This is a genomic window from Candidatus Rickettsia barbarica (assembly GCF_041477405.1).
GTDB classification, from domain to species: Bacteria; Pseudomonadota; Alphaproteobacteria; order Rickettsiales; family Rickettsiaceae; genus Rickettsia; species Rickettsia rickettsii.
The window spans coordinates 266110-290963 of sequence record NZ_JBEWYL010000002.1; the positions used below are offsets into that span (position 1 = coordinate 266110).

The window sequence follows — 24854 nt, forward strand, 5'->3', positions numbered from 1 at the left end:
CTCTAACCAATAGCAAGATAGGTTAGACCAAATAAAATGACGATTAACCCTAGTAATATAGAAAATTCTTCCTCTAAAATCAATAGCTATTTTTCTAAACTTACCGATTATATCTGGCCTATAAAACGCCATGAAGTTTCTAAATTTTTATTCATCACTTTATTAATGTTCTGTATTTTATTTATCCAAAATCTAATCAGAGCTTTAAAAGATAGTATTGTTACTACTATGATCGGTGCCGAGATTATCTCATTTTTGAAGTTTTGGGGCGTGATGCCGTCAGCTTTTTTAATGACTGCTATATATGTAAAGCTTGTTAATAAGATGAAAGCAGAAAATATATTTTATTTTATTATATCAATATTTTTAACATTCTTTGCTCTTTTTGCTTACGTTATTTTTCCAAATCATGAAATGCTGCATTTCAGTCCTGTAACCGTTCAAAATTTAACGGCAAGTTTACCTAATTTAAAATGGTTTATATGGCTTTTATCAAAATGGAGTTTTTCGTTATTTTATATAATAGCCGAATTATGGCCAAACGTAGTTTTCGCATTACTTTTTTGGCAGTTTGTTAATAATATTACTACAGTAGAAGAATCTAAAAGATTTTATCCGTTATTCGGTTTACTTAGTCAAACAGGTATTTATTTAGCAGGGCAGTTTTTAGAAAATCTAAGTAATATTAATGATTACGTAACTAATAAATTTGCATTGCAATCGTCTTTTCATACACTTTCTATACAAATTATACTAACTATAGTATTAATTTTAGGAATAATAGCTATTAAAACTTTTTGGTTGCTTAATCATAAAGTACTAGACAAAGAGCATATGGCGTTACTCAGGTTTAAAGCAAAGAAAAAATCTATGACTATTGCCGAAAGTTTTCAGATGCTTCTATCGTCAAGACATATTAGATTAATTGCAACTTTGCTTATCTGCTATGGCATTGCCATTAATTTAGTAGAAGGTCCTTGGAAAGCAGCAGCTACTAAAATTTATAAAACTCCAACCGAATATGCAGCTTTTATAGGAAGTTATTTGAGCTATACTGGAGTATTTGCTATTTTATTTGTCATACTTGGTTCAAATATAGTTAGAAGACTTGGCTGGTTTACGGCGGCTGTTATCACCCCTTTAATAGTTTTTATTACCGGTATATTATTTTTTGCCGTTAATAATTTTGAAAGATTTGCCGGCTTAATAATAGCAAATTTTATTCTAACCGATCCTGCTTTAATTGCTATAACAATAGGTGCTATTCAAAATGTGCTTAGTAAATCAAGCAAATATACCTTATTTGATTCAACAAAAGAAATGGCCTATGTTCCTTTAGATCCGGAAATAAAAATAAAAGGCAAAGCTGCTGCCGACGTGATAGGTACAAAACTCGGTAAATCTGGTAGTGCATTTTTACAATCATTGGTATTTATAATATTACCTTCCGCTAGTTATCAATCTATTTCCACCTGTTTAATGATTATATTTATAATTACTTGCTTAATCTGGCTTTGGGCAACTAAAGCACTCAATAAAGAATATAAAAATTCTATTAAATTTCCTCAATAATATTAGTTTTTTCTTGATATTACTAAAATCTCTATATACTATCTTTGACAGTATAACTCAAACTGTGAAAAAAGGATATGTTATGTCATTCCAGCGTAGGCGGGTATCCAGTCACTAAAAAGTCTAAACACACTAGATTTTTAAATTAGAAGCTCGATTTATTTCGCTTTTTTCTGGATTCCCGCCTACGCTGGAATGACATAAGGGGGTAAAGATCAATGTAACAACATCGGCTTGATACGCATCACTTACAGTTTATGCTAATTAATTTTTGGTTAAATGAGAGGTTTTATGAGTAAAGATGGTAACCTAGATACAAGTGAATTTGATACTTTAGCAAATAAGGAATATACAGCAGAACAAAAGCAAACATTAGAACAAGAACAAAAAGAATTTTTATCTCAAACTATAACCCCAGAACTAGAAGCTGACGATGGTTTTATCGTTACTTCTGCATCTTTTGCGCAATCTACCCCTTCAATGAGTACTTTATCGGGCAATATCTCTCCTGACAGTCAGACATCAGACCCAATAACCAAGGCTGTAAGAGAAACAATTATACAACCGCAAAAAGATAATTTAATAGAACAAATATTAAAAGACCTGGCAGCCCTTACAGACCGTGATTTAGCTGAACAAAAAAGAAAAGAAATAGAAGAGGAAAAAGAAAAAGATAAAACATTAAGTACTTTTTTCGGTAATCCGGCTAATAGAGAATTTATTGATAAGGCTTTAGAAAAGCCTGAACTTAAAAAGAAATTAGAATCAATAGACATAGCCGGCTATAAAAATGTGCATAATACATTTAGCGCCGCTAGTGGATACCCTGGTGGATTTAAACCGGTACAGTGGGAACATCACGTAAGTGCAAGCGATTTTAGAGCAACAGTAGTTAAAAATGATGCAGGTGATGAACTCTGTACCTTAAATGAAACAACTGTTAAAACTAAGCCTTTTACTTTAGCTAAACAAGATGGTACTCAGGTGCAGATCAGCTCATATAGGGAAATAGATTTTCCTATAAAACTTGATAAAGCCGATGGGTCAATACATTTATCGATGGTAGCATTAAAAGCTGATGGCACAAAGCCCTCCAAAGATAAAGCCGTATATTTCACTGCCCACTACGAAGAAGGACCAAACGGTAAACCTCAACTTAAAGAAATAAGCTCACCAAAACCTTTAAAATTTGCCGGAACCGGAGATGACGCAATAGCTTATATAGAGCATGGTGGAGAAATTTATACACTTGCGGTAACACGCGGTAAATATAAAGAAATGATGAAGGAGGTAGAACTAAACCAAGGACAGAGCGTTGATTTATCGCAAGCTGAAGATATTATAATAGGACAAGGACAAAGTAAGGAACAACCGCTAATAACTCCACAGCAAACAGCAAGTTCATCGGTTGAACCACCTCAGTATAAACAACAAGTACCGCCAATTACTCCTACTAACCAACCACTGCAACCTGAGACTTCACAAATGCAACAGTCGCAACAAGTGACTCCAAATCTTCTTAATACAGCTACGGCTTTATCAGGCAGCATGCAAGATTTATTAAATTATGTAAATGCAGGTTTAACAAAAGAAATTGATAGCAATAAACAAATTGATTTAATTAAAGAAACAGCCACGGCAATTCTTAATAATGAGAAAAGTGATATTGCTGAAAAGCAGGCTAATATCAGTGCTTTAGCTGAAAATACGGTCAATAATAAAAACCTCAAACCGGATGCAAAAGTAGCTGGAGTCAATGCAGTATTAGAAACCATAAAAAATGATCAGAATACCCCAAACCTAGAAAAATCAAAAATGCTTGAAGCTACAGTAGCTATCGTTTTAAATTCAGAGAATCTTGAGCCGAAGCAAAAACAGCAGATGTTAGAAAAGGCAGTAGATGTCGGTTTAAGTCTTAAAGATGATGCAAGTAGAGCTGCAACAATTGACGGTATTAAGGATGTTGTAATAAAAAGTAACCTTTCTACTGAAGATAAAGGGACAATGCTTATAGCAGTAGGTGATAAGGTTAATGTATCTGAATTAAGCAATGCGGAAAAACAAAAATTATTAGGTTCTGTATTAAAGAAAGATGTAGAAGCCCAAGTGCTCAGTCTGGCACAACAACAATTGATGCAGCAGCATTTAGATAAGATTACGGCAGAACAAACTAAAAAAGATACAATAAAAAAAGTAAATGATATTGTGTTTGATCCTCTAAGTAATACTGAATTAAAAACAACAAACATACAAACCATTACGTCTAATGTTTTAGATGGTCCGGCTACAGCAGAAGTCAAAGGCGAAATAATTCAAGAAATTACTAACACAGTTGCAGGAAGCTCGTTTGAAGCTCAAGACAAAGCAGCGATTATTAAAGGGGTAGGCGAGACTATAGCTACTCATAGTGATACCTCTTTATCCTTACCTAATAAAGCACTTATTATGGCATCAGCGGAAAAAGGTATTGCAGAAAGTCAGACCAATTTACCTGATAGAGAGCTAATGACTAAAGGGTTAGTAGACGGTATTTATGAAGGCAAAGGAGGTCCTGAAATAACTAAGGCAGTTTCTAGCGGGATCGATAATAGTAATATTAATGACTCTGAGAAAGAGGCACTTAAAAAAGCTAAAGATGCAGCGAGTGAGGCAGCTTTAGATAGAGACACTCAAAATTTAACTGAAGGGTTAAAAGGACAGAATATAGAAGAACACAAGCCTCACGATGATATATATAACAAAGCTCGAGAAGTAATTAACGCTGTTAATCCTGTTATAGAAGCATTAGAAAAATCTAAAGAACCGGTAGTGTCGGCAGAAGAAAGAATTGTACAAGAAACTTCTAGTATATTAAATAATATCTCTAAGCTTGCAGTTGAGAAAGTCAATAATTTTCGTGCTATGCTTTCTCGAAATGGTAACCTTAAAACTCTTGAAGAAAAAAAAGAGGAATCAATAAAAAAAGTAGATGAGCTGGTAAAGGCATTTGGTACTAAATCTTCTACTGAAGAACAGCAAAGTTTCATTAAAACTAATTTAATTGATGATAAAACTTTATCTCAAGAGGTACGTTTACAAACTATAGATAAGTTATTACAAGAACAAAAACGAGCAGAAGCAATTGAAAACCCTAGTGTTAAAATGGAAGATGTAAGGGTAGTAGTAGGAAGAGATAGAGTTAATATCAAAGGGAATATAAAAATTATGGGAGCATTAATGAATGCAAGAGATATCATTCAGTCGAAAAATTTAAATAAATCAACACCTATTAAAAGAGAGTCTTCCCCTCCACAACGCTGATTAAGATTTGTATTCTGTATATTATCAAGGCAAACAATGTTATTCCCGCTTTCTGCGGGGATGACATAAATTATATCACAACGTAATCAGAATGGCAGCTTGCCGTTATGCATTAGTTTTTAGTTTTTCTTTCCAGCTAAACATTTTACTAAATTATTAACGGCTTGTTGTTCTTCCGTGCTATTAATTTTCATAAAATTTCTTGAAACTTCAATGCACATACGTTGATGTTGAGTATGTACGGGCTGCGGTTTATTAGCTTCTTCTAAACCTTCAAAGAAATAATCAATATTCCTATCTAAAGCTTCTGCGATTAGTACTAGCCTTCCTACAGAAATTCTATTAATTGCTTTTTCGTATTTTTGTAATTGTTGATGCGTAACATCAATTACTTCAGCCAGTTGTTGACGAGATAACCCCTTAGCGAGTCTTAAAGAATAAATTTTCTTGCCGATAAAACTATCGATTTTTTGTATAATATCGTTTTTTCTACCCATTATCCTCTCCTTGGTTACTACTAATTACATCTATATTTAAAAATTTTCTTTGAACAAAAATGATATTATCCTATATTATTATAAAACATGTGGTTATTAATAATTTAATACCGTTAAACTTATCCAAGCGTAAATGGAAATGATACCATAAATTAATATTATAAGCAACTATAAAATAACATTTTTTAAGTTTTTTGTAATCATTTGGTAAATAATTATTAAAGAATAAAATTATTTCTTATCAAATAAAAATATCATAAGAACTTTAAAATTATTTGTAAAATATGAATACCTTATGTTTTAAAAACTTATTTACTGAAGCATAAATTAACAATTTATAAAAAATAAAATTTTGGTACATTATAGAAAAATATAAAATTAATGCAAGGAAAAAATTTCATTTCTATATTAATATTTCAAATCAAGGATAAAGTATAGTTTCATTTTAATTATAAATTAATTATTTACAGCGAACTTATTTAAGATTAAATATAAAATTAATAATAACAACTTAGCTTTTATAATGAGAAAAATTTTTAATTGTCTTTACGTAGCCTTATTTAGAACAATAGAAGATGATGGCGTTGAACATTCGGGATATATGTCATTCATGATACTTTTATCTATTTTCCCTTTCCTAGTATTCTTATTAGCTTTAACAAGCTTTTTAGGAGCTTCGGAACTTGGTCAAAATTTTATACAAATTTTTCTAGAGAGTCTTCCGGAACAAGCAACGGAATCAATAGAAAAAAGAATACGCGAATTACTAAGTGCTCCTCCTCAAAGTTTAATGAATCTTGCCATAGTAGGCAGTATTTGGACTGCTTCTTCTTTTGTAGAATGTTTAAGGACTATTTTAAATCGTGTATATCAAATAAAATCTCCACCCCCTTATATAAGAAGAAGATTACTTAGTATTATACAGTTTCTTATAATTAGTGCCTTGATTACCTTTACTATGTTTCTTTTAGTGGTGATTCCAATATTATTTACAAAAATTCCGATAATATTAGAGACCATTGAAAAATATAAGATCATTTTAAATTTTATAAGATATTTTTTAATTTTAATTTTATTATTTTTAGGTGCCTCATCTTTGTATTATATATTACCTAATGTAAAACTAAATTTTATTGATGTATTTCCAGGGGCTTTATTAACTGTGATATTATGGATAATAAGCGGCTATTTACTTTCAACTTATATAGTCTACTATAATCAATTAAATCTCATGTATGGTTCACTTGGTAGTATAATAGTTACATTAATATTCTTCTATATTATAAATATGATATTTATCTATGGTGCGGAATTTAATTATCTAATGAAAAATTATGAAAATATAGAGTGAAGTGCAGCTTAAAGTACTTCATCAGAAAAATAAAATACTTAATTGAAACAATTTCGGCAGTTTTATATTGAATATTTTATATCAATCTTTATTTTAGTTGTAAAAAACAATTATTGTTTAGTTTTTAGGTTTTGTGAACAAAATACAAATTATTTAAAAAAATCCGGTTTAAATAACATAAAGCTCGCCTGAGATGATGTCGGTAATGGAGTTAAATTATATTGTGGATCGAAAGCATTCCCGTAAATTTTTTCTATTGTTTGGAGCGAACTTGGAGATTTTAAAGCCAACAATATTGACTTTAAAATAGTAAAAATTGCTATATATGGATCGGTTTCGGGGGAAGATAAGCGATGTTCTAAACGTTTGGGACAAGCATTTGGAGTTCGTACGGCTACACTTCTATTATTTCCACCGTACGATATATGCGTAGGAGCCATAAATTTTTTATTTATCCGTGCATAATCTAGAGTAGTAGGCATAAAAGCGAGTAGGGTGTCTAACATATAGTGACATAGCCCTTGTGCTGCTAAAATTATATAATAATCATTGAACTCGGAATTAAAATTAATATGAAAATGCATACTATTACCATAATCATCCAAAAACGGCTTAGGCGAAAAATCTATATAACCGTTTAACTGCTGTGCCATTTTTGTTAAAATAGTTTTAACCTCTAATATATTTTTTATATATTGTATTAAGTTTACAGAAGGGGGAAGATCTATTTCAAATTGGTTATTGCCTTTTTCTTTTTTTATTTTAGCAATTTTAAATCTAGCTAAGTATTTTCTTGAAAGTATTTCAAATTTAGCTATATCAATATTGTGACTTAAATAAAACTCTATTTCTACGCCAATAATAGGGCTTAGGTTATAGTCTTGATGAAATTGTGCTATTATTTTTTCTAGCTGTTTATTTTTTTGTAAACGACCGGATAAAGTATTAATAAAACTATTATAATTAATATGGGATATTTTCATGGAAGGATTAATAAACGGATCAGTTTATTATAAAATTTTTGATAAAACATTCAATAATTCTAGTCATAGATATATAAAAAAAAATAACTCTATAAATGAAACAGAAATAGTTGAAAACAAAAAATCTATTATTACTTATTTTAAAGCACAAGATATTTTAATTTTAAACCAAATACATGGCAATCAAATTGTTAATGCTGATGAGTCCATAATTGCCGTACCTGAAGCAGATGGTAGCATTACAACTAAGAAAAATTTAATATTAGCGGTACAATCAGCAGATTGTGTACCGGTATTACTTGCAAGCGGCGACGGTAAAATAATCGGAGCGGCACATGCAGGTTGGAAAGGAAGTATAAATAATATTATTAGCAATATAGTTACTAAAATAATAGAAAAAGGAGCAAAGAATTTAATAGCAGTGATAGGTCCTGCTATAGCTCAAAGTTCATATGAAGTTGATGATGAATATTATAAAGCTTTCTTAAGTAAGGATATTAACAATAAACAGTTTTTTATAAACTCTATAAAAGAAAATCATTATATGTTTGATTTACCGGCTTTTGTAGAGTTAAAACTTAAAGAAGCAGGCGTCAAAGATATAAAAAATATTGCTGAAGATACTTACACAAATCCGTTAAAATATCCAAGTAACAGACGCTCATATCACTTGCAAGAACCTTATAATCAGAATATATTATCAGCTATCGTAATGAAATAATGGCATTGCTAAATAAATATTGATGGTTTGAAAAAGCTACACCATTGCAAGGATGCGTTGTTGCGCATGGACACTGAGTCATCATTTATAGTTTTTATTAATCCGAACATAACTTATTTTTCAGAAGAAAAACAAACTTTTATTGAGGGTTCTTTATCGTTTCCAGGCATTGAAGCATCTATTACATGATCAAAAGCAATCAAGGTAAAATATCTTGATTATAACGGTAATAAGCAAGAACTAGCAGCAGAAGGCTTTTTAGCAACTGTAATTCAGCATGAAATAGATTATTTAAACGGCAAAACTTTCTTAGATTATTTATCAAAACTTAAGCGTGATACACTACTTAAAAAGATGCTAAAGCATATCAAACTCCATCCTCCACATATTCACGGTAGCGGTTGTAAGCATTAGACATTTTCTCAAACTTCGCTTCTAGAGGTAATTTATACATCAAGCCTAGACTCGTATCCTCACGTACTAGTTTGTATGCTGCGGTGACAAGTGCTTTCGTGTCTCCTTTAAATTCCTCTCTATAAGTGTTTGGAAAGATATCTATTAAAGTTTTTGACATTTAAATTTAAAATATGTTATAACTGACTAGTTAATTAACTAGTTCATTATATGAAAAACACAATTACAGCCTTTGATGCTAAAACCCATTTTTCTAAATTATTAGACCGAGTGAGTAAAGGTGAAGAAATTTTAATTACTAAAAGAGGAAAAGCTGCTGCAAAAATTGTTCCTATTGATTCTCATAATAATATTGAAATAGCAAAGATTGCAGCTCTTAGACTTCGAAAACTTGCAAAAGAAATTAATTTACAACCATCGGATTTAGAAGTATGGCTAAATTACAAAAATGAGGGTAAGAAGTAAAAAATGGTCTCTTTTGTTTTAGATTCTTCAATTGCTTTATCATGGCTTATGCCTGATGAAGTAGCAAGCTTGGATATACTAGATAAAACCATAACAGAAGGAGCAATTGTCCCTGCTATTTGGGGGCTTGAGATTGGAAATGTATTATTATGTGCAGAGCGTACAAAACGTCTTACTGCAAATCAACGTCACCAAGCAATTTATACTTTAAAGGATCTTTACATCAAAATTGATCAAATAACATTGGAACATATATGGTTTGAGACAATGGATTTAGCCGTACAATATGGATTAACACTTTATGATGCTAGCTATTTAGAGCTAGTATTACGCTGTGGGTTACCAATAGCAACACTTGATAAATCCTTAAAACAAGCAAGTAAAGCCGCTGGGGTCGTAGTATTGTGATCACATCTTCACAAGTCGTAGCCAAGCTGCCCAGTCACGTTTGCCTAAATCTTCTTCAAACGATAATAAGTCTTTTACCGTCTGCTTACATATTTCTACGGAAGGGATTATAAGCTCTTGTTCTTTTGTAGAATTTAGTAGGCATTGCGTTTTACAAGCTTGTTCTAAATGGTAAGTATAAAACATAGCTTCATGAATAGTTTTTCCGCAGGTAATAGCACCGTGATTACGAAGTAACATCACATAATTCTGTTGAAGGTCAGTAATAAGTCTACTACTCTGTTTGTCGGCATCTAGTACTAGAGAATTATAATTATGATATGATATTCTATCGTAAAAATGTAATGCCCATTGACTGATCGGTAAAAGCCCGCATTTTAAAGCAGAAACGGCAATAGATGCAGGAGTATGATAATGAAAAATAGCAGAAATATCAGGGCGTGTTTTATAAATACTACCATGAATAAAGTAACCGGTTTTATTATATTGATATTCTTCTCCTTCTAAAATTTGTCCGTCTAAACTAACTTTTAAAAGATTCTCTGTAGTTACTTCTTCAAATCTTAGTCCAAAAGGATAAATATAGTAAAAAACGGCATTTTTAGGTCTTGCGGATAGATGCGTATAAGTATGATCATCCAGCGATAAATACGCCATTATTCGGTAAGCGGCAGCTAAATTATATTTTATATCCATAATTGTTAAAAATCTATATTGGTTTTATGTTATTCTCGCGTGATGTTGTTGCGTGAATCAGCTTTCCCATCTGAGTTACGGAAATTGCATAGCAATTGATGAAGCAATCTCAGAAATCTGTTATTATTTTATGAGATTGCCACGCAAGTACTACAACTGCTCGCAATGATGGGGTAATATCTACACAACAAGGCCACACAGGAATGACATAGGAGCTGTGCAAAATCCTCAACGCTATTTAAAAGGAGCATATACCGCTTCTTCCTTTGTTTCTATAATCGCTTCTTTAGAAGCTTTTATGCATTCTTGTAAGGATTTCTTACCTAAATACGGTACTAGATTATAATTTAATATATAACATTGTAAATTATCTTTCTTACCGCTAAAGTTAAAGTCAATTTTATTGCCTTGCTCCAATAGCTTTTTAACTTCTGTTGTTTGCTGGATAAAATTCTTTTGTTCTAAGTTGAAGTGTTTGATTCTTAGTATATTTTTTACTACGGAAAACGTAGAAACAGCAAGCAGCAGAAGGAATATAAATAATTCTTTATTACTTTGCTTGTGTAAGAAAATACTATTTTTAACATACGAAGTTGCAATCATTCCGATAGCTATAACATAACATCCAAGATATCTAAGTAATGATGCCCCTCTAATTGCCTCTTCATAACTAAAGTTAAAGAAATATAAATATAACCGCCACAAAGCAAAAATTATAAAACACGCAAACGTACTTATCAGGAAAAATTTATATTCTTTCAGCAAATCCGGTTTATATTTACGAATTCCGTACCATGCAGCTATACAAATAGTATATACAACTAAACTTCCTTCTTTTAATAAGAATAACAAGAGAAATTTACCGTAATTTAGTAATAATGATCTATGCTGTTCATTAAAATTTTCAGCAATATATACTAAATTGCTAAAACTATGTTCGCATCTGTCAAAAAAATCATGGGTGTTTTTAAAATAACTCATCCAAATAAAACTACACAAAATAGGTAAAGTAAGTAAAATCAGATACATAATATAATCACTTGATTTTTTAGGCTTTTTATAAAAAATTGTATAATGAGCTATAAGAATTATCGAAGCAAAACTAGCAAGCCATGTTCCAATTTCTCGGAAAGAGGCAAGTAATATCGTAATAGGTAAAATAAGTAATAATGCTTTTTTCTTGTCTTCCGCAAGGATATAAATTGCAAAAATAGCTCCGAACATTAAGCCAATAGTACTATCGTTATATATTGAACGAATTCCAGTCGTATATAATACTACGTCGCAAAGTAAAAGTGAAAACAACATTCCGGTTTGCCACAATTTCTTATTTGCGGCTAAAGGAACTAGAAATGCTAAATGTAATAAGAAATGAGCAAATAATACGTTACCGTCCGAATAACCTGAAAGTAGCAGCATCAAATAATGATAAACGGCAGCTCCTCTTGGATAATGGGCATGAGTAGTAATAATGGAAGTTAACGAAGACTGATTTTCAAAAACACCGAAATATAACAATTCTTTAGTAAATATTCCCCAATGTGAGAAATCATCATAAGAACGCAGCGATGCATCTCTGGTATAAAGAAAAAACAAAAGAGTCAATAAAGTAAATACAATGATTTCAATTATATTTTTTCTAGATTCCTGCTTCCACAGAAATGACATGAAGGAGGTATTATTGCATAGATCAAGAAATGCGTGCAGTGTCATACCGTGACTTGACCACGGTATCCAAAAATATAACTTAAAAATACTAAACATTTTTAACTGGATCCCGCGATCAAGTCGCGGGATGACAGGAGCGGAGCCACCCCCTACAACAACGCCTATAAAATGCAGGAATGACATGAAAGCTAAAAATATACCGATGAAATAATATATATATGTTGCAGCCGGTAATAGCTTTAACATAGCAAAACAATATAAAATCGGTACTAATATGCTGATTGTTATGGGAATAGCGAAAGTCAATTTTGTTTTGAAATATTTGGCAAAAAAAGATGAAAACCCAAAAATGCTTAATATTGGTATTATGATCATATTAATTTGTAAATAATTTTTTGGTCATTGCGTGAACCGGTAAAAACCACTGTGTCACCCCGTGGCTTAACCACAGGGTCCAAAAAACAATAAAAATACTAATATTATTAGTATTTTTAACTGGATCCCGTGGTCAAGCCACGGGATGACAGAGGTGAAATTGATTCACACAACAAGGCCACGCGGAAATGATATAGAACGAAAATGTCTGGTACTATAGGTATCCAATACCCGCTTGCAACAACGCCTTTATCACCCGTGTTTAATTTTAGCTTGTGCTGCGGCGATTCTTGCTATAGGGATACGGTATGGAGAACAAGAAACATAGTTTAAATTCATTCTATGAAAAAATTCTATAGAGGCAGGGTTCCCTGCATGTTCTCCGCAAGCTCCGAGTTTCAAATTAGCATTACTGCTTTTTCCGCGTTTTATAGCAATTTCAATTAATTCTCCTACTCCTTCTTCATCGAGAGTAGTAAATGGATCGGATTCAAAAATCTTTTCTTCTAAATAATATGGAAGAAAAGAGGCAATATCATCTCTAGAAATTCCATATGTAGTCTGAGTTAAATCATTAGTACCAAAACTAAAATAGTCAACTTCCTTAGCTATTTTCTTACTGCCGAGTGCTGCCCTGGGTAGTTCTATCATAGTACCGAGCGTAAAGGAAAACTTATATCTATAACGTTGCTCTAATTCCTCTATTACCGCATAAATATCCATTTTAAGCTTTTGTATTTCACCTACATTGCTAATTAAAGGGATCATTAATTCTAAGTTACATTCTATATGTTCTTTTTTATGTAGCTCAAAAATAGCTGTAAAAATTGCTTCAATTTGCATTTGGTAAATTTCCGGCGAACATATACCAAGTCTACATCCACGGTGACCGAGCATAGGATTTACTTCATGTATAGCATGAAGACGTTGATTAATCATGGATAAAGGTAGATTTAAGCTATTGGCCAAATTCTTTTTATCTTCTTCGGTGGTAGGTAAAAACTCATGTAACGGCGGATCAAGTAATCTAATATTTACCGGTTTATCTTTCATTACTCTGAATAAAGCTTTAAAATCCTCAGTTTGCAGAGGTAATAATTTCTGCACGGCAAGCTTTCTCCGTTCTATATCAGGAGCAATAATCATGTCTCTTACTAAAGGAATTTTATTTTTATCAAAAAACATATGTTCGCTACGACATAAACCTATACCTTGAGCTCCAAACTTTACAGATACTAAAGCATCGTTAACTGTTTCAGCATTTGCACGAACTTTTAAGCTACTAATCTCGTCTGCCCAATCTAAAATTAATTTTGATTCTTCACTGAAAGTAGGTTGAATTAACGGCATTTCACCTAAGAAGATTTTACCGCTACCTCCGTCAATCGTTATAATATCACCTTGTTTAATAACTATGTCGCCTGCTGTTAATATTTGCTTTTTCTCATCTATAGATAAATTACTTGTACCGCAAACACAAGGCTTCCCCATACCTCTTGCCACAACTGCAGCATGTGAAGTCATTCCCCCTCTAATAGTTAAAATACCTGAAGAAACATGCATTCCGTTAATATCCTCAGGACTAGTATCATGGCGTACTAAAATTACTTTATGATGATGAGATAATTTTTCGGCATCATAAGGTGAGAATACTGCAATACCTGTTGCAGCCCCAGGAGAAGCAGGTAGCCCCTCAGCAATAGAAGTAAGCCCCTTACTGTAATCAATTCTTGTATGTAATAATTGATTTAATGATTCCGGATCGATTCGCATTAAGGCCTGTTCTTTAGAAATAAGCTTTTCTTCTACCATTTGTACGGCAATATTAATAGCAGCAATGGCTGTTCTTTTTGCAGTACGTGTTTGCAAAATATATAGCTTATTATTTTCTATAGTGAATTCTATATCCTGCATATCTAAGTAATGTTCTTCAAGCTTTTGTGCAATTTGTGATAACTCCTTAAACACTTCTGGCATCATTGCTTGCATAGAATTTGAATCATTTGCAATAATAGGCATAGGTGTTCTAGTTCCCGATACTATGTCTTCACCTTGAGCATTTATTAAAAACTCTCCAAAGAGCTTTTTTTCTCCTGTAGAAGGTGATCTAGTAAAAGCAACTCCCGTAGCTGAAGTTTTACCTAAATTACCGAAAACCATTGCTTGGATATTAATAGCCGTACCGAAATCCTCCGAAATATTATTGATTTTTCTATATATAACTGCTCTATTACTCATCCAAGAATGTAGCACCGCTTTAATTGCCGATTCTAACTGTTCATAAGGATCATTAATCAGTTGCTTAGTATACTTAATATGCAACCGTTTGAAATCATCAATAATTTTTTCTAATAATTCTACAGTAATATCGCTATCTTTATGAATATCGGCTTGCATCTTGTGCTTTTCGTAAATTTGTTCAAATAGATCACTAGGTATAGATAATACCGTTGAACCGTACATTTCTAAAAATCTTTTGTAACTATCAAGAGCAAATCGTTTATCACCGCAGGAATCTGCAAGAGCATTACACACTTCGTTATTCATTCCAAGATTAAGGATAGTATTCATCATTCCAGGCATTGAAACCGTAGAGCCCGAACGCACCGATAACAATAAAGGATTGCTTGTACTGCCGAAAATTTTACCGGTAATTATTTCAAGTTCAGTGATAGCTTTTTTTAAGTCGCTTTGAAAGTTTTTAGGAAAGTTATTATTGTGGGTATAAAAATAATTACATAGCTCTGTAGTTATTGTAAAACCATCAGGAATAGGTAGTTTGAGGTTAGATATTTCGGCAAGACCAGCACCTTTGTTACCAAGTATATTTTTCATGCTAGCGTTTCCATCACTACCATTACTGCCAAAATAATAAATTAATTTTTTCATATCATATATCAAAATTTGCTAACAATTTATGTGTTTAGGAGCATTAAATACATATTTATACAGTATGAAAAAAATAGTAGCAACGTTAAATTAAGAATATCTTTAATAAAATAGTTGAAATTTTAAATTTGTATTATACTTGCTAATTTAATTATATTCTGTGTACAAAAGTCAAATTTTCAAAAAAAATCTTATTAATTTTCGCTAAAAAATATCTCAAAATAGCAAATCAATTAGAAACCTTCACAGAACCTAATAAGTTAATTGAACTTATTCTAAATGTTATTGACTAATTTAAGAAAATTGACCATAATTCTAAATGGTCGTGCAGTTGCGTGATAATATAGCAAAGCTATAGATCACGAGGAAAGTCCGGACTCTATAGAGGTATGGTGCCGGTTAACCTCCGGCAGAGTATTATTACTTTAGGGACAGTACCACAGAAAATACACCGCCAAGTATGAATACGAAGATCAACTTCAAAAAGAGCTAGGAGTTCATAAGACGAGGAACGGAGCGTATACTTAATACGTGAGTACCGTAGTACTTGTGAAATGACGCAGCCAATTTTTGCAGTTGATCGAGTATTTTTGGTAAGGGTGAAAAGGTACGGTAAGAGCGTACCGGTAAGTTGGTAACAAATTACGCATGGTAAACCCCACCAAGAGCAAGATCAAATAGGCGTTACACAAGAACTTATCTAAGTTCCCGGGTTATCTCTAACCGGCTTGTAATACGGGTAGATCGCTTGAGGTAAACGGTAACGTTTATCCTAGATAAATAACTGCAATGAATTGATATTCATACAGAATCCGGCTTATAGACCTTATTGTCATCCCGCGACTTGAGCGCGGGAGCTTAGAAAATAGCTTAACAAATATTGATAGATCCTGCGATCAAGTCGCGGAATGACTAGGACTGTAACACAATTTAATGAAAAAGTTATATCATAATCCTATTTGTCCTCTTTCAAGACAAGCCCGTATCTTCTTAAAAGAATTAGATATAGAATTTACTACGATTAAAGAAGATTATTGGCAATTCAATAAAGATTTTTTAAAAATAAATCCTGCCGGAACTTTACCTATTTTAGCAGAATCATACGGTTTATTTGTGGTAGGTATTTATCCTTCTGTTGAATATCTTAATAGCAAATATCCGAATTTTAATTTTTTAGATGAAGATATTGATATTTGTTGCGAAATTAGACGATTATTCTTTTGGTTTAACGATAAATTTTATCGTGAAGTTACTAAGATTATTATCGATGAAAAAGTTATAAGATCAATTGCTAAAATGAGCAGCCCACGAACCGAGTTTTTACGTGTTGCAAAAAATAATTTAAATTATCACTTGGAATATATAACTTCTTTACTAGAAAAAAGAAGTTATCTTGTATCGGAGTCACTAACTATTGCCGATATTGCCGCAAGTTGTCACTTATCGGTACTCGATTATTTCGGTGAGATTTATTGGGATAAATGGACGCTGATCAAACATTGGTATTCACTAATTAAATCAAGACCGGCTTTTAGGTTATTACTACAAGATAGAATCCCTGGCTTTACCCCTCCAAACTATTATACAGATTTAGATTTTTGAATAGACTTCTTCGGAAACTCTACTTCTAGAGATAATTTGCGAATCAATTCGCTGCTCGCATCCTCTCACGTACTTCTACGTACGCTGCGGTTCTGTTGTGCTGCGTATTTTCTACAAATTCCTCTCTATAAGCGTGTTTCCGAAGAAGTCTAATATATAATTTAATAATTTGATTCTTTCCGTATCATGAGCTTTTAGTATTTTATGCATATTATTAAGAGATTGATTTTTTATGAGTGCAGGCTCATATTCAAGATGCACTCCACTTAAAATAGCTGTCCCGTCGCCGTAAGTACATTTTATTATTGCAGCCTGAGGAATCCTCATAACTTGCTATTATTTCAGTATCTTTGGTATTTTCTGCATCAATAAAATATCCACCGCCATTATAAAAAGCATAACAATCCTTAATATTTAAATTAAGTGTTGGATTTATTTTTAAATAAGCGGCTCTTGCTCCTTTATGTGAGTTGTAACAATAAGGAGCAAGCAATGGTCCTCTAACCGTTCCATTGAAAATCTTTAATTCTCTTTTACTTATAACCTCTATATTTGTTCCTTTAGCGAATTCTACATAGTTACCGCTGTAGTAACTGCCTGCACATATCCCAAGAAAATTACCACCGTTTTTAATATAATTCTTTATATTAGCATTTCCTTTGCCTTGCAATTTTTGTACATAGTATAAATCTCTTCCACCGAGTAAAATAAGTAATAAGGTGTTTTGAACCCACTTTTCGTCTATAATTTCTTGTGCAGTAATATAATCTACGTTATACTTTGGAGCATAAAGTCTTAAGGTATGCACGCAATGCTTAATACTTTCTTTTGAAACTCCTAGATCATTATAAATTTTTATTTTCATTTTTATATTCTTGACAAGGACATTATATAATTCTATTTAGTGTAATTACTTAAAAATAGATCATGCGGTAATTCTATGCAACTTAATTCAATCTCACTACCGTTAACCACAAGGCAAGCAATAGAAATAGTTTTAGGAGTGGCATTACTTACTATTTGTTCACAAATAGTAATACCTATAAAGCCTATATTTATTTCATTGCAAACCGTTGCAGTGATATTCATCGGACTTACATATAATAAGACTACCGCACCTTTAACAATATTATCTTTCATAACTCTTGGAGTAATGGGAATCCCTGTGTTCGGAGAATTTTCAAGCGGTTTACGAATATTATTCGATCCTACCGGAAGATATCTAGCAGGTTTTGTAATTGCCGTATATGTTATGGCGAGCTTAAAAGATAAAATTTTTACTTCTAATCAATGGTTAAATCAGATATCTTTATATTTGATCGGTAATATAATTATTATAAGCTTAGGCTGGATGTGGCTCTCTACACTCTTAGGAGCAAACGGTGCCTTTTACGGCGGCGTATTACCTTTTATAATACCGGGAATAATTAAATCAGTATTATTAATTGGACTTATCAATGCAGTAAAACCAAAGCAGTAAAACCAAAAACTCGATGAACTTCAGTATTGCCTAAAAACAGTTGATCTAAAGTTTCGATGTCATTCCCGCGCAAGCGGGAATCCATTACTTTTAAGCTTTCTAAAAGCTTGATTTATCTCGCTTTACCCTGGATTCCCGCTTACGCGGGAATGACATCGAGTAGGTTTTTCGAACCATGCAAAAACACCACCTTTGCAGGAATGGCATCGATCTTTAAGTTGACAACAAATATGGTATAACTCTATCATTCATGAAAAAAATAAATAACAATGCTAATGCCGCATTTTCCGGTGCCGACCTGGAAAAATAACATTAAATATGATCTTGAAAATATAGTAAGACTTTTAGGAGCCTTAGGTAACTCTCATTTAAGGCTTCCTCCCGTCATACATATAGCAGGTACAAACGGTAAAGGTTCAAGTAGTGCTATGCTTAAAAGCATCTTTACGCTTGCCGGTTATAAGGTACATTGCTATACATCTCCTCATTTATTAGAATTTAATGAACGAATCGTAGTAGCAGGTGAGCAAATCTCAGATAATGAATTATGGCAGGTTTGTGAGCAGGTGAGGGTAGCAAGCGAAAAATTTAATATTGAACCTAGCTTCTTTGAAGGTACTACGGCAGCAGCGTTTCTAGCATTTGAGAAAACAAAAGCCGATATATTAATTTTAGAGACGGGACTAGGCGGTCGGTTAGACGCAACAAATATAGTAGAACAACCGTTAATTACTTTAATTACACCTATTTCATATGATCATATGCATATGCTGGGTAATACATTACCCCTAATAGCAGTTGAGAAAGCTGGTATTATGAAGTCTTGCGTTCCTTGCGTTATAAGTATGCAAGTTTTGGAAGTTTATGAAACATTATTTGCCAAGGCTGAAGAGTTAGAAGTACCAAGTTTCTGTTATGAATATGATTTCGGTATTAAAAAGACGGACAACGGATTTATTTATTCATCACAAAATTTTACCTATGAGTTTCCTACTCCTTCGCTACTTGGTGATCATCAATTAATAAATGCTGCAAGCGTTATTGCCTTAATAAGCCTTATTAACAAACAATTTAATATTAGTAATGAGGTTATTGCTAAAGGATTACAAAATACTATTTGGCCTGCTAGAATCGAAAAAATAGAACCGAAAAAATATTCTAAATTAATATGTGATAATGTTCAAATTTGGATAGACGTAGCGCACAATAATAGCGGAGCTCAAGTTTTGGCAAATTGGATGCGTGATAATTTAAAATCATCGATATATTTAATACTCGGTATGACTAAAAATAGGAATATTGAGGAATTTTGCTCTTACTTTAAGGATTTGACAATTAAAGGTTACGGCGTTAAAGTTTTATCCGAACCGCTAAGCCATAGTGCAGCAACAATACATTTGGAAGGCAGAAAGAGTGGTATTGATTTTAGCGAAAGCGACTCACTCGAAGAAGCGATTAGTGATATAAAGAAGATAAACGGCGATAATAAAGCAAACATTATAATAACCGGATCGCTTTATTTAGCTTCCGATTTTTATAAGTTACTATGATGTCATGCCTGCGTGGATACTAAATCGTCATTGCAAGCAACTGCAAGGAGCGTGGCAATCTCATAAAGTAGAACTCCTGAGATTGCTTCGTCAAAATTTTCAATTTTTCCTTGCAATGACGTATTGATTCTCGCTATAAATATATAAAAACCAACATAGGGGAAAATAACATGACCTATTGCAACAAATCTAATCAAACCTCATATCCTTTTATCTTACCTGATTTACCTTATGAGAAAGAAAGTTTTAAACCACATTTTACTCTCGAGACTTTTGATTATCATCATGGTAAGCATCATAATACTTATGTACAAAATCTAAACAATTTACTCACAGATCAAGAAGAATTACAAAAAAAAGATTTAGAAGAAATAATAGAATGGTCATCACAAAACTCAAATGCGGCTATTTTTAATAACGCAGCCCAAATATGGAATCATACCTTTTTTTGGCATTCAATAAAGCCGCAAGGCGGAGGTAAGCCAAGCGGTAAAATATTAGAACAAATTAATAAAGATTTCGGTAGTTTTGAAGAGTTTTGCGAACAGTTTAAGCAAGAGGCAGTAGGGCAATTCGGTAGCGGCTGGGCATGGCTTATATATCACGATAATAGGTTACAAATTATAAAAACCGCTAATGCCGGTACACCTATAGCACACGGTATGAAGCCGCTTCTTGCATGTGATGTATGGGAACATGCTTATTATATTGATTATCGTAACAAACGACCTGATTATGTTGATATATTTATTAAGCATATGATCAACTGGAAGTTTGTAGAAGATAACTTAATAAAATAAAACTATGGCTGATATAAAGGTAAGAAAACATCCTATTATTAATAATCTGAAGCCAAGAGTCACAAACTCCTGGAGTTAATGAGCAATCTGATATATTAGAGGAGTTAAAAGACCTAAAAAAATTCAACAATCTTCTAGCAATCAAACAAAAACATTGCAGAAGTTCGAGCAAGCACAGAAAGCTCCTATCGAATATATAGCTTTTAGTGGAGGAGGAGCTAAGGGAGCAATATATTCCGGAGCTTATGAGACCGCAAAAAAGCTGGTATTTTAGATAATGTCAAGACGGTAGCAGGTTCTTCCGCTGGTGCTATAACTGCCACAGTGGTAGCTCTTGGGACACCCGCCTAAGCAATTTGAAGCAATTTCTAAAAATACAAATCTGCAAACTTTACTTGGAAAAAAAGGATTTTCTGCGGATATAATACAGTTAAATAAAGACGGTAAACCTTTATATGCTCTATTAGAACTTGTTATTAAAGAATAATACAGGAAATTTTTTACAGAGATCAGATATAGTAAATGTTAAAGATGATAAAGCTCTTGATGAATTAAGAGAAAGATACAACCAAAAAGACGGTAAAATATATTTTAAGGATATAGCGTTACTGCGAAAATACAATCCAGTGCAGTATAAAGATTTAGTAATTATGGCAACTCAAGCAAGAGACAAGTGAACTAACTATTTTCAATAGTTTTGATACGCCAAATGTTGCAATTACTTTAGCTTGCTGTGCTTCTGCTTCTATACCGCTTGTTTTTAAGCCGGTAGAAATTGACAATAAAAAATATATAGACGGCAGATATAGAGATAATATACCGACAAAATATTTTAAAGGCAATGAACTGGAATTTGATACAAAAGCAATAACTGATAATATGGGGGAGATTACCTTAGCTAAAAAACAAGGTAGAACTCTAGCTATGGCTTTTGGTACGTACGGGTATGGAAACTGATGCAAATATTGCTATATATAGTGCAAAAAAATTTGAAAGCCCAAGTGATACCGTAAAGTTTTTAGCTTGATATATTATTTAAGACACTTGCAAAAGTAGGAGGAAAATTTAAATATACTGAACACTCTAAGAGCAACTAATGAACAGTTACGTGAAAATGCTTTAAACACTGCTGTTTTATTGCTAAGTTTAAATTTACTAAACAAGATTTAGAAAGCTTTATAACTAAGAGTAAAAGCGAAGCACCAAAAATTCAAAGCAAACATAGTGTAACTACAAGTCATGTCAGTAGGAGGCGAGTTAGGTGTTTTTATGTCATTCCCGCTTTCGCAGGAATGACATCGAGCGGGTTTTTCAAGCCATGCAACAAAGCTGGCCTTTCCTCGCAATGACGGCTACTAAAAAAATGAATATCGGTAAATTTAAACTAATTGTTTTTGACAAACTAGACAGTACAAACTCTGAGGCTATGCGAATGGCTCAGAATGCTAAAGTTGATTCAAACTATGCAGTACTTGCCAAATCTCAAACTAATGGACGCGGTAGAAGCGGTAAAAACTGGCAGTCTAGGTCAGGTAACTTACATGTAAGTTTACTAATAAAGCCTGATAAAGAGCTAGAATTATTGCCGCAATTATCTTTTGTTACGGCACTTAGCGTTTATGATAGTATAACCTCTTTATGTCACTCCCATAGTGCTCTATGTCATTCCCGCTTTCGCGGGAATGACATAAGGAACGAAAATAACATTATACAACTAAAATGGCCCAATGATGTATTAATTAACAGTCGGAAAATTGCCGGTATACTTCTTGAATCTGTTAAAGTAGAAAATAATTATTACCTTATTATCGGTATCGGCATTAATATTACCTATCACCCTGATAATATCGACCAGCCTACTACTAGCTTAATAAACGAAAATCTACCACCTATAGAACCGCAAGCTTTACTTGAGATATTAATAGAAAATTTTGAAGAATATTATCAAATTTGGCATAATAACAGTTTTCCTCTTATTAGAAAAAAATGGTTAGAACATGCTTATAAGTTATATGAAAATATTAGCGTTAAATATTCAAATGATATAGTAACCGGTATTTTTAAAGATATCGATAATACCGGCAGAATAATATTGCAACTACCGTCCAAAAAAATAATCTCTTTTTCCACTGCTGAACTTTTTTTAGCAAAAAATATTACTAAATTTAAATTGTAGATTTAATTTTTGTTAACTTCTACTTAAGCTCCAATTTAACAAGGTAATAAATATATGCCCCAAGAGAATAACAACCCAAGCTATCTGTCTCAAGCGTTTTTAACAAATGCATATGAGCAATTAAACGAATTTAAAAAACTTTCTTCTAATAACATTCGTACATTATAATGCAAGATTTTATAAAATTGAAAAAGCTTTTAAATGTACACTATTTACAGGTAATAATAACGCATGTGAAGGTTTAGTAGCATTATATGACGAAGTAATAAAAAATGCCTAATTATGAACTTCAAAATATAAATATAACACAATTTAGAGATATTATGGTCTTAGTCGGAAGGGAACTTAAGCATGAACAATGTATAAATACCTCCTTATTGTCAGTAAATATTAATGAAAAATTTCTCAAACCAAGTGTTGTTACTCACGTAAAAACTATTGAAATATGTCAACAGCAAAATAGTGAAGATCCTTTCGCAATTAACGAGTCAGAAATATTTAATCAAAAATGCAAGGTTAAGCAGTACGGAATTTGAGCAATTTAATAGCTTTTTTAAAGCAAGATGTGGAAGTAATTTTGCTTTGAGATTTAGGAATTATGCAGATTATAGAGGAATTAACGAAGTTATTGCTAAAGGGGACGGTAATTTAAATAAATTTCAGCTAAGGAAGATATATGGCGATCCTATTGCTCCTTACGAACGAGTTATCACTAAACCGGTTAATAATAGTGTCATTCTATACATTAATAATGTAAGAACTATGGGCATTGTAGACTACAACGATGGTATAGTGACCTTACCAAGTCCCTTAGGTCAAGATGTAATTTTAACTACTGATTTTACTTTTGACGTAGCAGTTAGATTGATGAGTATAGATAGTTTTGAATATTCTTATTGTAATGACGGTTCTATAGCGTTATACAACATAGAGTTAGTGGAGGTGATTATATGAGTATTGCGATTGAATAGGTAATTACAAAGCTTACGAATTTTGTTTATTGTTTTCAAATTAAGCGAGCTAGCGGTGAGGAATTAAACTCAACAAATAGCGATCATGCTATAAAAAGTGAAGAGAGAGTTTTTACGGCGGTTAAATTATATTCAGCAAAATCGTTTTAACATTAAAGTTCTAAGCAATTTTGGTGATTTGATTATATTAGAGGATATTATACCGGATTATGTTAAAGATGCCGAGAAGTAACAATTACTGCCGGATGTGATAAAAATTTTATAACCTGTTGCAATAAATTTAATAATGCTATAAATTTTAGGGACGAACCGCTAATACCAAAAACAGATTTTATAAATTTAGTATAATCAATGAAACAAAGTTTTATAAAACTAGTATATGCAGAGCTACAGAATATAATAAATATGAAAAGCTCCAAACAACAGCAAAAAAAAGAAACGCAATTAATTGATTATTTTAAAATAGTTGAAAGTAATATATTATATACATTTCAAAAAATAAAACAGGGATATGAAAGACACTAAACGTTTTTTTTACAAAAATAATAGATTAAATAAAGGTTATGCTAAGACTTTTAGTGTAAACGAACCTGATAATAATTTTTACCGTAAAAAATTTGAACATATATTACCGCCAATTGATTTAATCAGTGAGTATGAGAGTATTTATCCCGGTACTTTACAGGAATTAATGAATATGGCACAACAAGAGCAAGCTCATAGGCATGCTATAGACCTAAAAAACTTGAAAATACAGGCAAGAGTTGCTAAATTAACACGCATCTGTTTATTAATATTTGGAATTTGCCTTGTAGTTTCAATTTTTTTAAAACTTTCTAAATAAAATTAAAGATAAAATATTTTATTTACTTGTAATTTTAAATAAAATAAGTTAAATGCGATATATATTTATTTATAAACATAATACGGAGACAT

The 24854-nt window shown here is 32.2% G+C and carries 23 protein-coding genes, 1 other RNA gene and 3 pseudogenes; 20 read left to right on the plus strand and 7 right to left on the minus strand.

From position 1 onward, the window contains the following. Positions 1–36: 36 nt before the first annotated feature. Positions 37–1572, plus strand: a complete 1536-nt coding sequence (gene tlc4, locus ABVF33_RS03970) for an NTP/NDP exchange transporter Tlc4 (protein ID WP_499706343.1) — start codon at positions 37–39, stop codon at positions 1570–1572. A gap of 291 nt (positions 1573–1863) precedes the next feature. Next, positions 1864–4872: a Sca4 family spreading effector gene (locus ABVF33_RS03975; protein WP_499706344.1), complete on the plus strand. Its 3009-nt coding sequence runs from the start codon at positions 1864–1866 to the stop codon at positions 4870–4872. A 119-nt stretch (positions 4873–4991) separates the two neighbouring features. Here ABVF33_RS03975 and ABVF33_RS03980 read toward each other — a convergent pair whose 3' ends face one another. Next, the gene (locus ABVF33_RS03980; RefSeq protein WP_010977292.1) at positions 4992–5369 is read right to left on the minus strand and encodes a helix-turn-helix domain-containing protein; all 378 of its coding nucleotides are present in this window, start codon (positions 5367–5369) and stop codon (positions 4992–4994) included. Positions 5370–5892: 523 nt separating this feature from the next. On the opposite strand from ABVF33_RS03980, the gene ABVF33_RS03985 reads away from it, so the two are divergent. Then, positions 5893–6720, plus strand: coding sequence for a YihY/virulence factor BrkB family protein (locus ABVF33_RS03985; protein WP_010977294.1), 828 nt, complete (start codon positions 5893–5895; stop codon positions 6718–6720). A gap of 149 nt (positions 6721–6869) precedes the next feature. Here the strand turns inward: ABVF33_RS03985 and ABVF33_RS03990 are convergent, their stop codons facing one another. Beyond that, complete coding sequence (locus ABVF33_RS03990; RefSeq protein WP_499706345.1) at positions 6870–7703, minus strand: type I glutamate--ammonia ligase; 834 nt, start codon at positions 7701–7703, stop codon at positions 6870–6872. On the opposite strand from ABVF33_RS03990, the gene pgeF reads away from it, so the two are divergent. Together pgeF and ABVF33_RS04000 are read left to right on the plus strand one after the other, a co-directional pair. Next, complete coding sequence (gene pgeF, locus ABVF33_RS03995; RefSeq protein WP_499706346.1) at positions 7702–8424, plus strand: peptidoglycan editing factor PgeF; 723 nt, start codon at positions 7702–7704, stop codon at positions 8422–8424. The genes ABVF33_RS03990 and pgeF overlap by 2 nt on opposite strands. A gap of 78 nt (positions 8425–8502) precedes the next feature. Further along, a pseudogene (locus ABVF33_RS04000) lies at positions 8503–8838 on the plus strand (peptide deformylase); the annotation flags it as partial. Here ABVF33_RS04000 and ABVF33_RS04005 read toward each other — a convergent pair. Continuing rightward, on the minus strand, positions 8792–8998 hold the full coding sequence (locus ABVF33_RS04005) for a palindromic element RPE1 domain-containing protein (RefSeq protein ID WP_083762104.1): 207 nt from the start codon (positions 8996–8998) through the stop codon (positions 8792–8794). The pseudogene ABVF33_RS04000 and the gene ABVF33_RS04005 overlap by 47 nt on opposite strands. 50 nt (positions 8999–9048) lie before the next feature. Here ABVF33_RS04005 and ABVF33_RS04010 point away from each other — a divergent pair, with 50 nt between their 5' ends. Further along, entirely contained in the window at positions 9049–9303 is a 255-nt protein-coding gene (locus ABVF33_RS04010; RefSeq protein ID WP_004995655.1) for a type II toxin-antitoxin system Phd/YefM family antitoxin, read from the plus strand. Between the two features lie 3 nt (positions 9304–9306). After that, on the plus strand, positions 9307–9711 hold the full coding sequence (locus ABVF33_RS04015) for a type II toxin-antitoxin system VapC family toxin (protein ID WP_499706347.1): 405 nt from the start codon (positions 9307–9309) through the stop codon (positions 9709–9711). Here ABVF33_RS04015 and ABVF33_RS04020 read toward each other — a convergent pair whose 3' ends face one another. Beyond that, positions 9712–10407 carry a class II aldolase/adducin family protein gene (locus tag ABVF33_RS04020; protein WP_499706348.1) on the minus strand — a complete coding sequence of 232 codons (696 nt, stop codon included), beginning with the start codon at positions 10405–10407 and terminating at the stop codon, positions 9712–9714. A 234-nt stretch (positions 10408–10641) separates the two neighbouring features. After that, positions 10642–12321, minus strand: a complete 1680-nt coding sequence (locus ABVF33_RS04025; RefSeq protein ID WP_499706349.1) for a hypothetical protein — start codon at positions 12319–12321, stop codon at positions 10642–10644. Positions 12322–12349: 28 nt separating this feature from the next. Between ABVF33_RS04025 and ABVF33_RS04030 the strand changes: the two genes are divergently transcribed. Then, positions 12350–12466, plus strand: coding sequence for a hypothetical protein (locus tag ABVF33_RS04030; protein WP_014273508.1), 117 nt, complete (start codon positions 12350–12352; stop codon positions 12464–12466). Positions 12467–12702: 236 nt separating this feature from the next. Here the strand turns inward: ABVF33_RS04030 and ppdK are convergent, their stop codons facing one another. Continuing rightward, positions 12703–15339 (minus strand): pyruvate, phosphate dikinase, encoded by a 2637-nt coding sequence (gene ppdK, locus ABVF33_RS04035; RefSeq protein ID WP_499706350.1) that lies wholly within the window; start codon positions 15337–15339, stop codon positions 12703–12705. A 315-nt stretch (positions 15340–15654) separates the two neighbouring features. On the opposite strand from ppdK, the gene rnpB reads away from it, so the two are divergent. Then, positions 15655–16175, plus strand: an RNA gene (gene rnpB, locus ABVF33_RS04040) — RNase P RNA component class A. 97 nt (positions 16176–16272) lie between these two features. Next, entirely contained in the window at positions 16273–16941 is a 669-nt protein-coding gene (locus ABVF33_RS04045) for a glutathione S-transferase family protein (RefSeq protein ID WP_499706351.1), read from the plus strand. Positions 16942–17052: 111 nt separating this feature from the next. On the opposite strand, the pseudogene ABVF33_RS04050 reads toward ABVF33_RS04045, so the two are convergent. Further along, positions 17053–17806: pseudogene (locus tag ABVF33_RS04050) on the minus strand (BPL-N domain-containing protein). Positions 17807–17881: 75 nt separating this feature from the next. Between ABVF33_RS04050 and ABVF33_RS04055 the strand changes: the two are divergent. From ABVF33_RS04055 to ABVF33_RS04100, 10 genes and pseudogenes are all read left to right on the plus strand, one after another. Beyond that, positions 17882–18421 (plus strand): biotin transporter BioY, encoded by a 540-nt coding sequence (locus ABVF33_RS04055; protein WP_499706352.1) that lies wholly within the window; start codon positions 17882–17884, stop codon positions 18419–18421. Positions 18422–18690: 269 nt separating this feature from the next. After that, positions 18691–19971 carry a folylpolyglutamate synthase/dihydrofolate synthase family protein gene (locus ABVF33_RS04060; RefSeq protein ID WP_499706353.1) on the plus strand — a complete coding sequence of 427 codons (1281 nt, stop codon included), beginning with the start codon at positions 18691–18693 and terminating at the stop codon, positions 19969–19971. A gap of 170 nt (positions 19972–20141) precedes the next feature. Beyond that, a complete protein-coding gene (locus ABVF33_RS04065; protein ID WP_499706354.1) occupies positions 20142–20771 on the plus strand; it encodes a superoxide dismutase in 630 nt (209 codons plus the stop codon). A gap of 334 nt (positions 20772–21105) precedes the next feature. After that, positions 21106–21258 carry a hypothetical protein gene (locus tag ABVF33_RS04070; RefSeq protein ID WP_499706355.1) on the plus strand — a complete coding sequence of 51 codons (153 nt, stop codon included), beginning with the start codon at positions 21106–21108 and terminating at the stop codon, positions 21256–21258. After that, on the plus strand, positions 21242–21448 hold the full coding sequence (locus ABVF33_RS04075) for a hypothetical protein (protein WP_499706356.1): 207 nt from the start codon (positions 21242–21244) through the stop codon (positions 21446–21448). Before ABVF33_RS04070 ends, ABVF33_RS04075 begins: the two co-directional genes overlap by 17 nt. Positions 21449–21488: 40 nt before the next feature. Further along, positions 21489–21728: a patatin-like phospholipase family protein gene (locus tag ABVF33_RS04080; protein ID WP_499706443.1), complete on the plus strand. Its 240-nt coding sequence runs from the start codon at positions 21489–21491 to the stop codon at positions 21726–21728. 406 nt (positions 21729–22134) lie between these two features. Beyond that, the gene (locus ABVF33_RS04085; protein WP_499706444.1) at positions 22135–22947 is read left to right on the plus strand and encodes a biotin--[acetyl-CoA-carboxylase] ligase; all 813 of its coding nucleotides are present in this window, start codon (positions 22135–22137) and stop codon (positions 22945–22947) included. Positions 22948–23409: 462 nt separating this feature from the next. Then, positions 23410–23901 carry a phage distal tail protein, Rcc01695 family gene (locus ABVF33_RS04090; RefSeq protein WP_499706357.1) on the plus strand — a complete coding sequence of 164 codons (492 nt, stop codon included), beginning with the start codon at positions 23410–23412 and terminating at the stop codon, positions 23899–23901. Positions 23902–24096: 195 nt separating this feature from the next. After that, positions 24097–24266 (plus strand): annotated as a pseudogene (locus ABVF33_RS04095) (phage BR0599 family protein). Between the two features lie 163 nt (positions 24267–24429). Further along, positions 24430–24762, plus strand: coding sequence for a DUF2335 domain-containing protein (locus tag ABVF33_RS04100; RefSeq protein ID WP_499706358.1), 333 nt, complete (start codon positions 24430–24432; stop codon positions 24760–24762). The last annotated feature ends 92 nt before the right edge of the window (positions 24763–24854 follow it).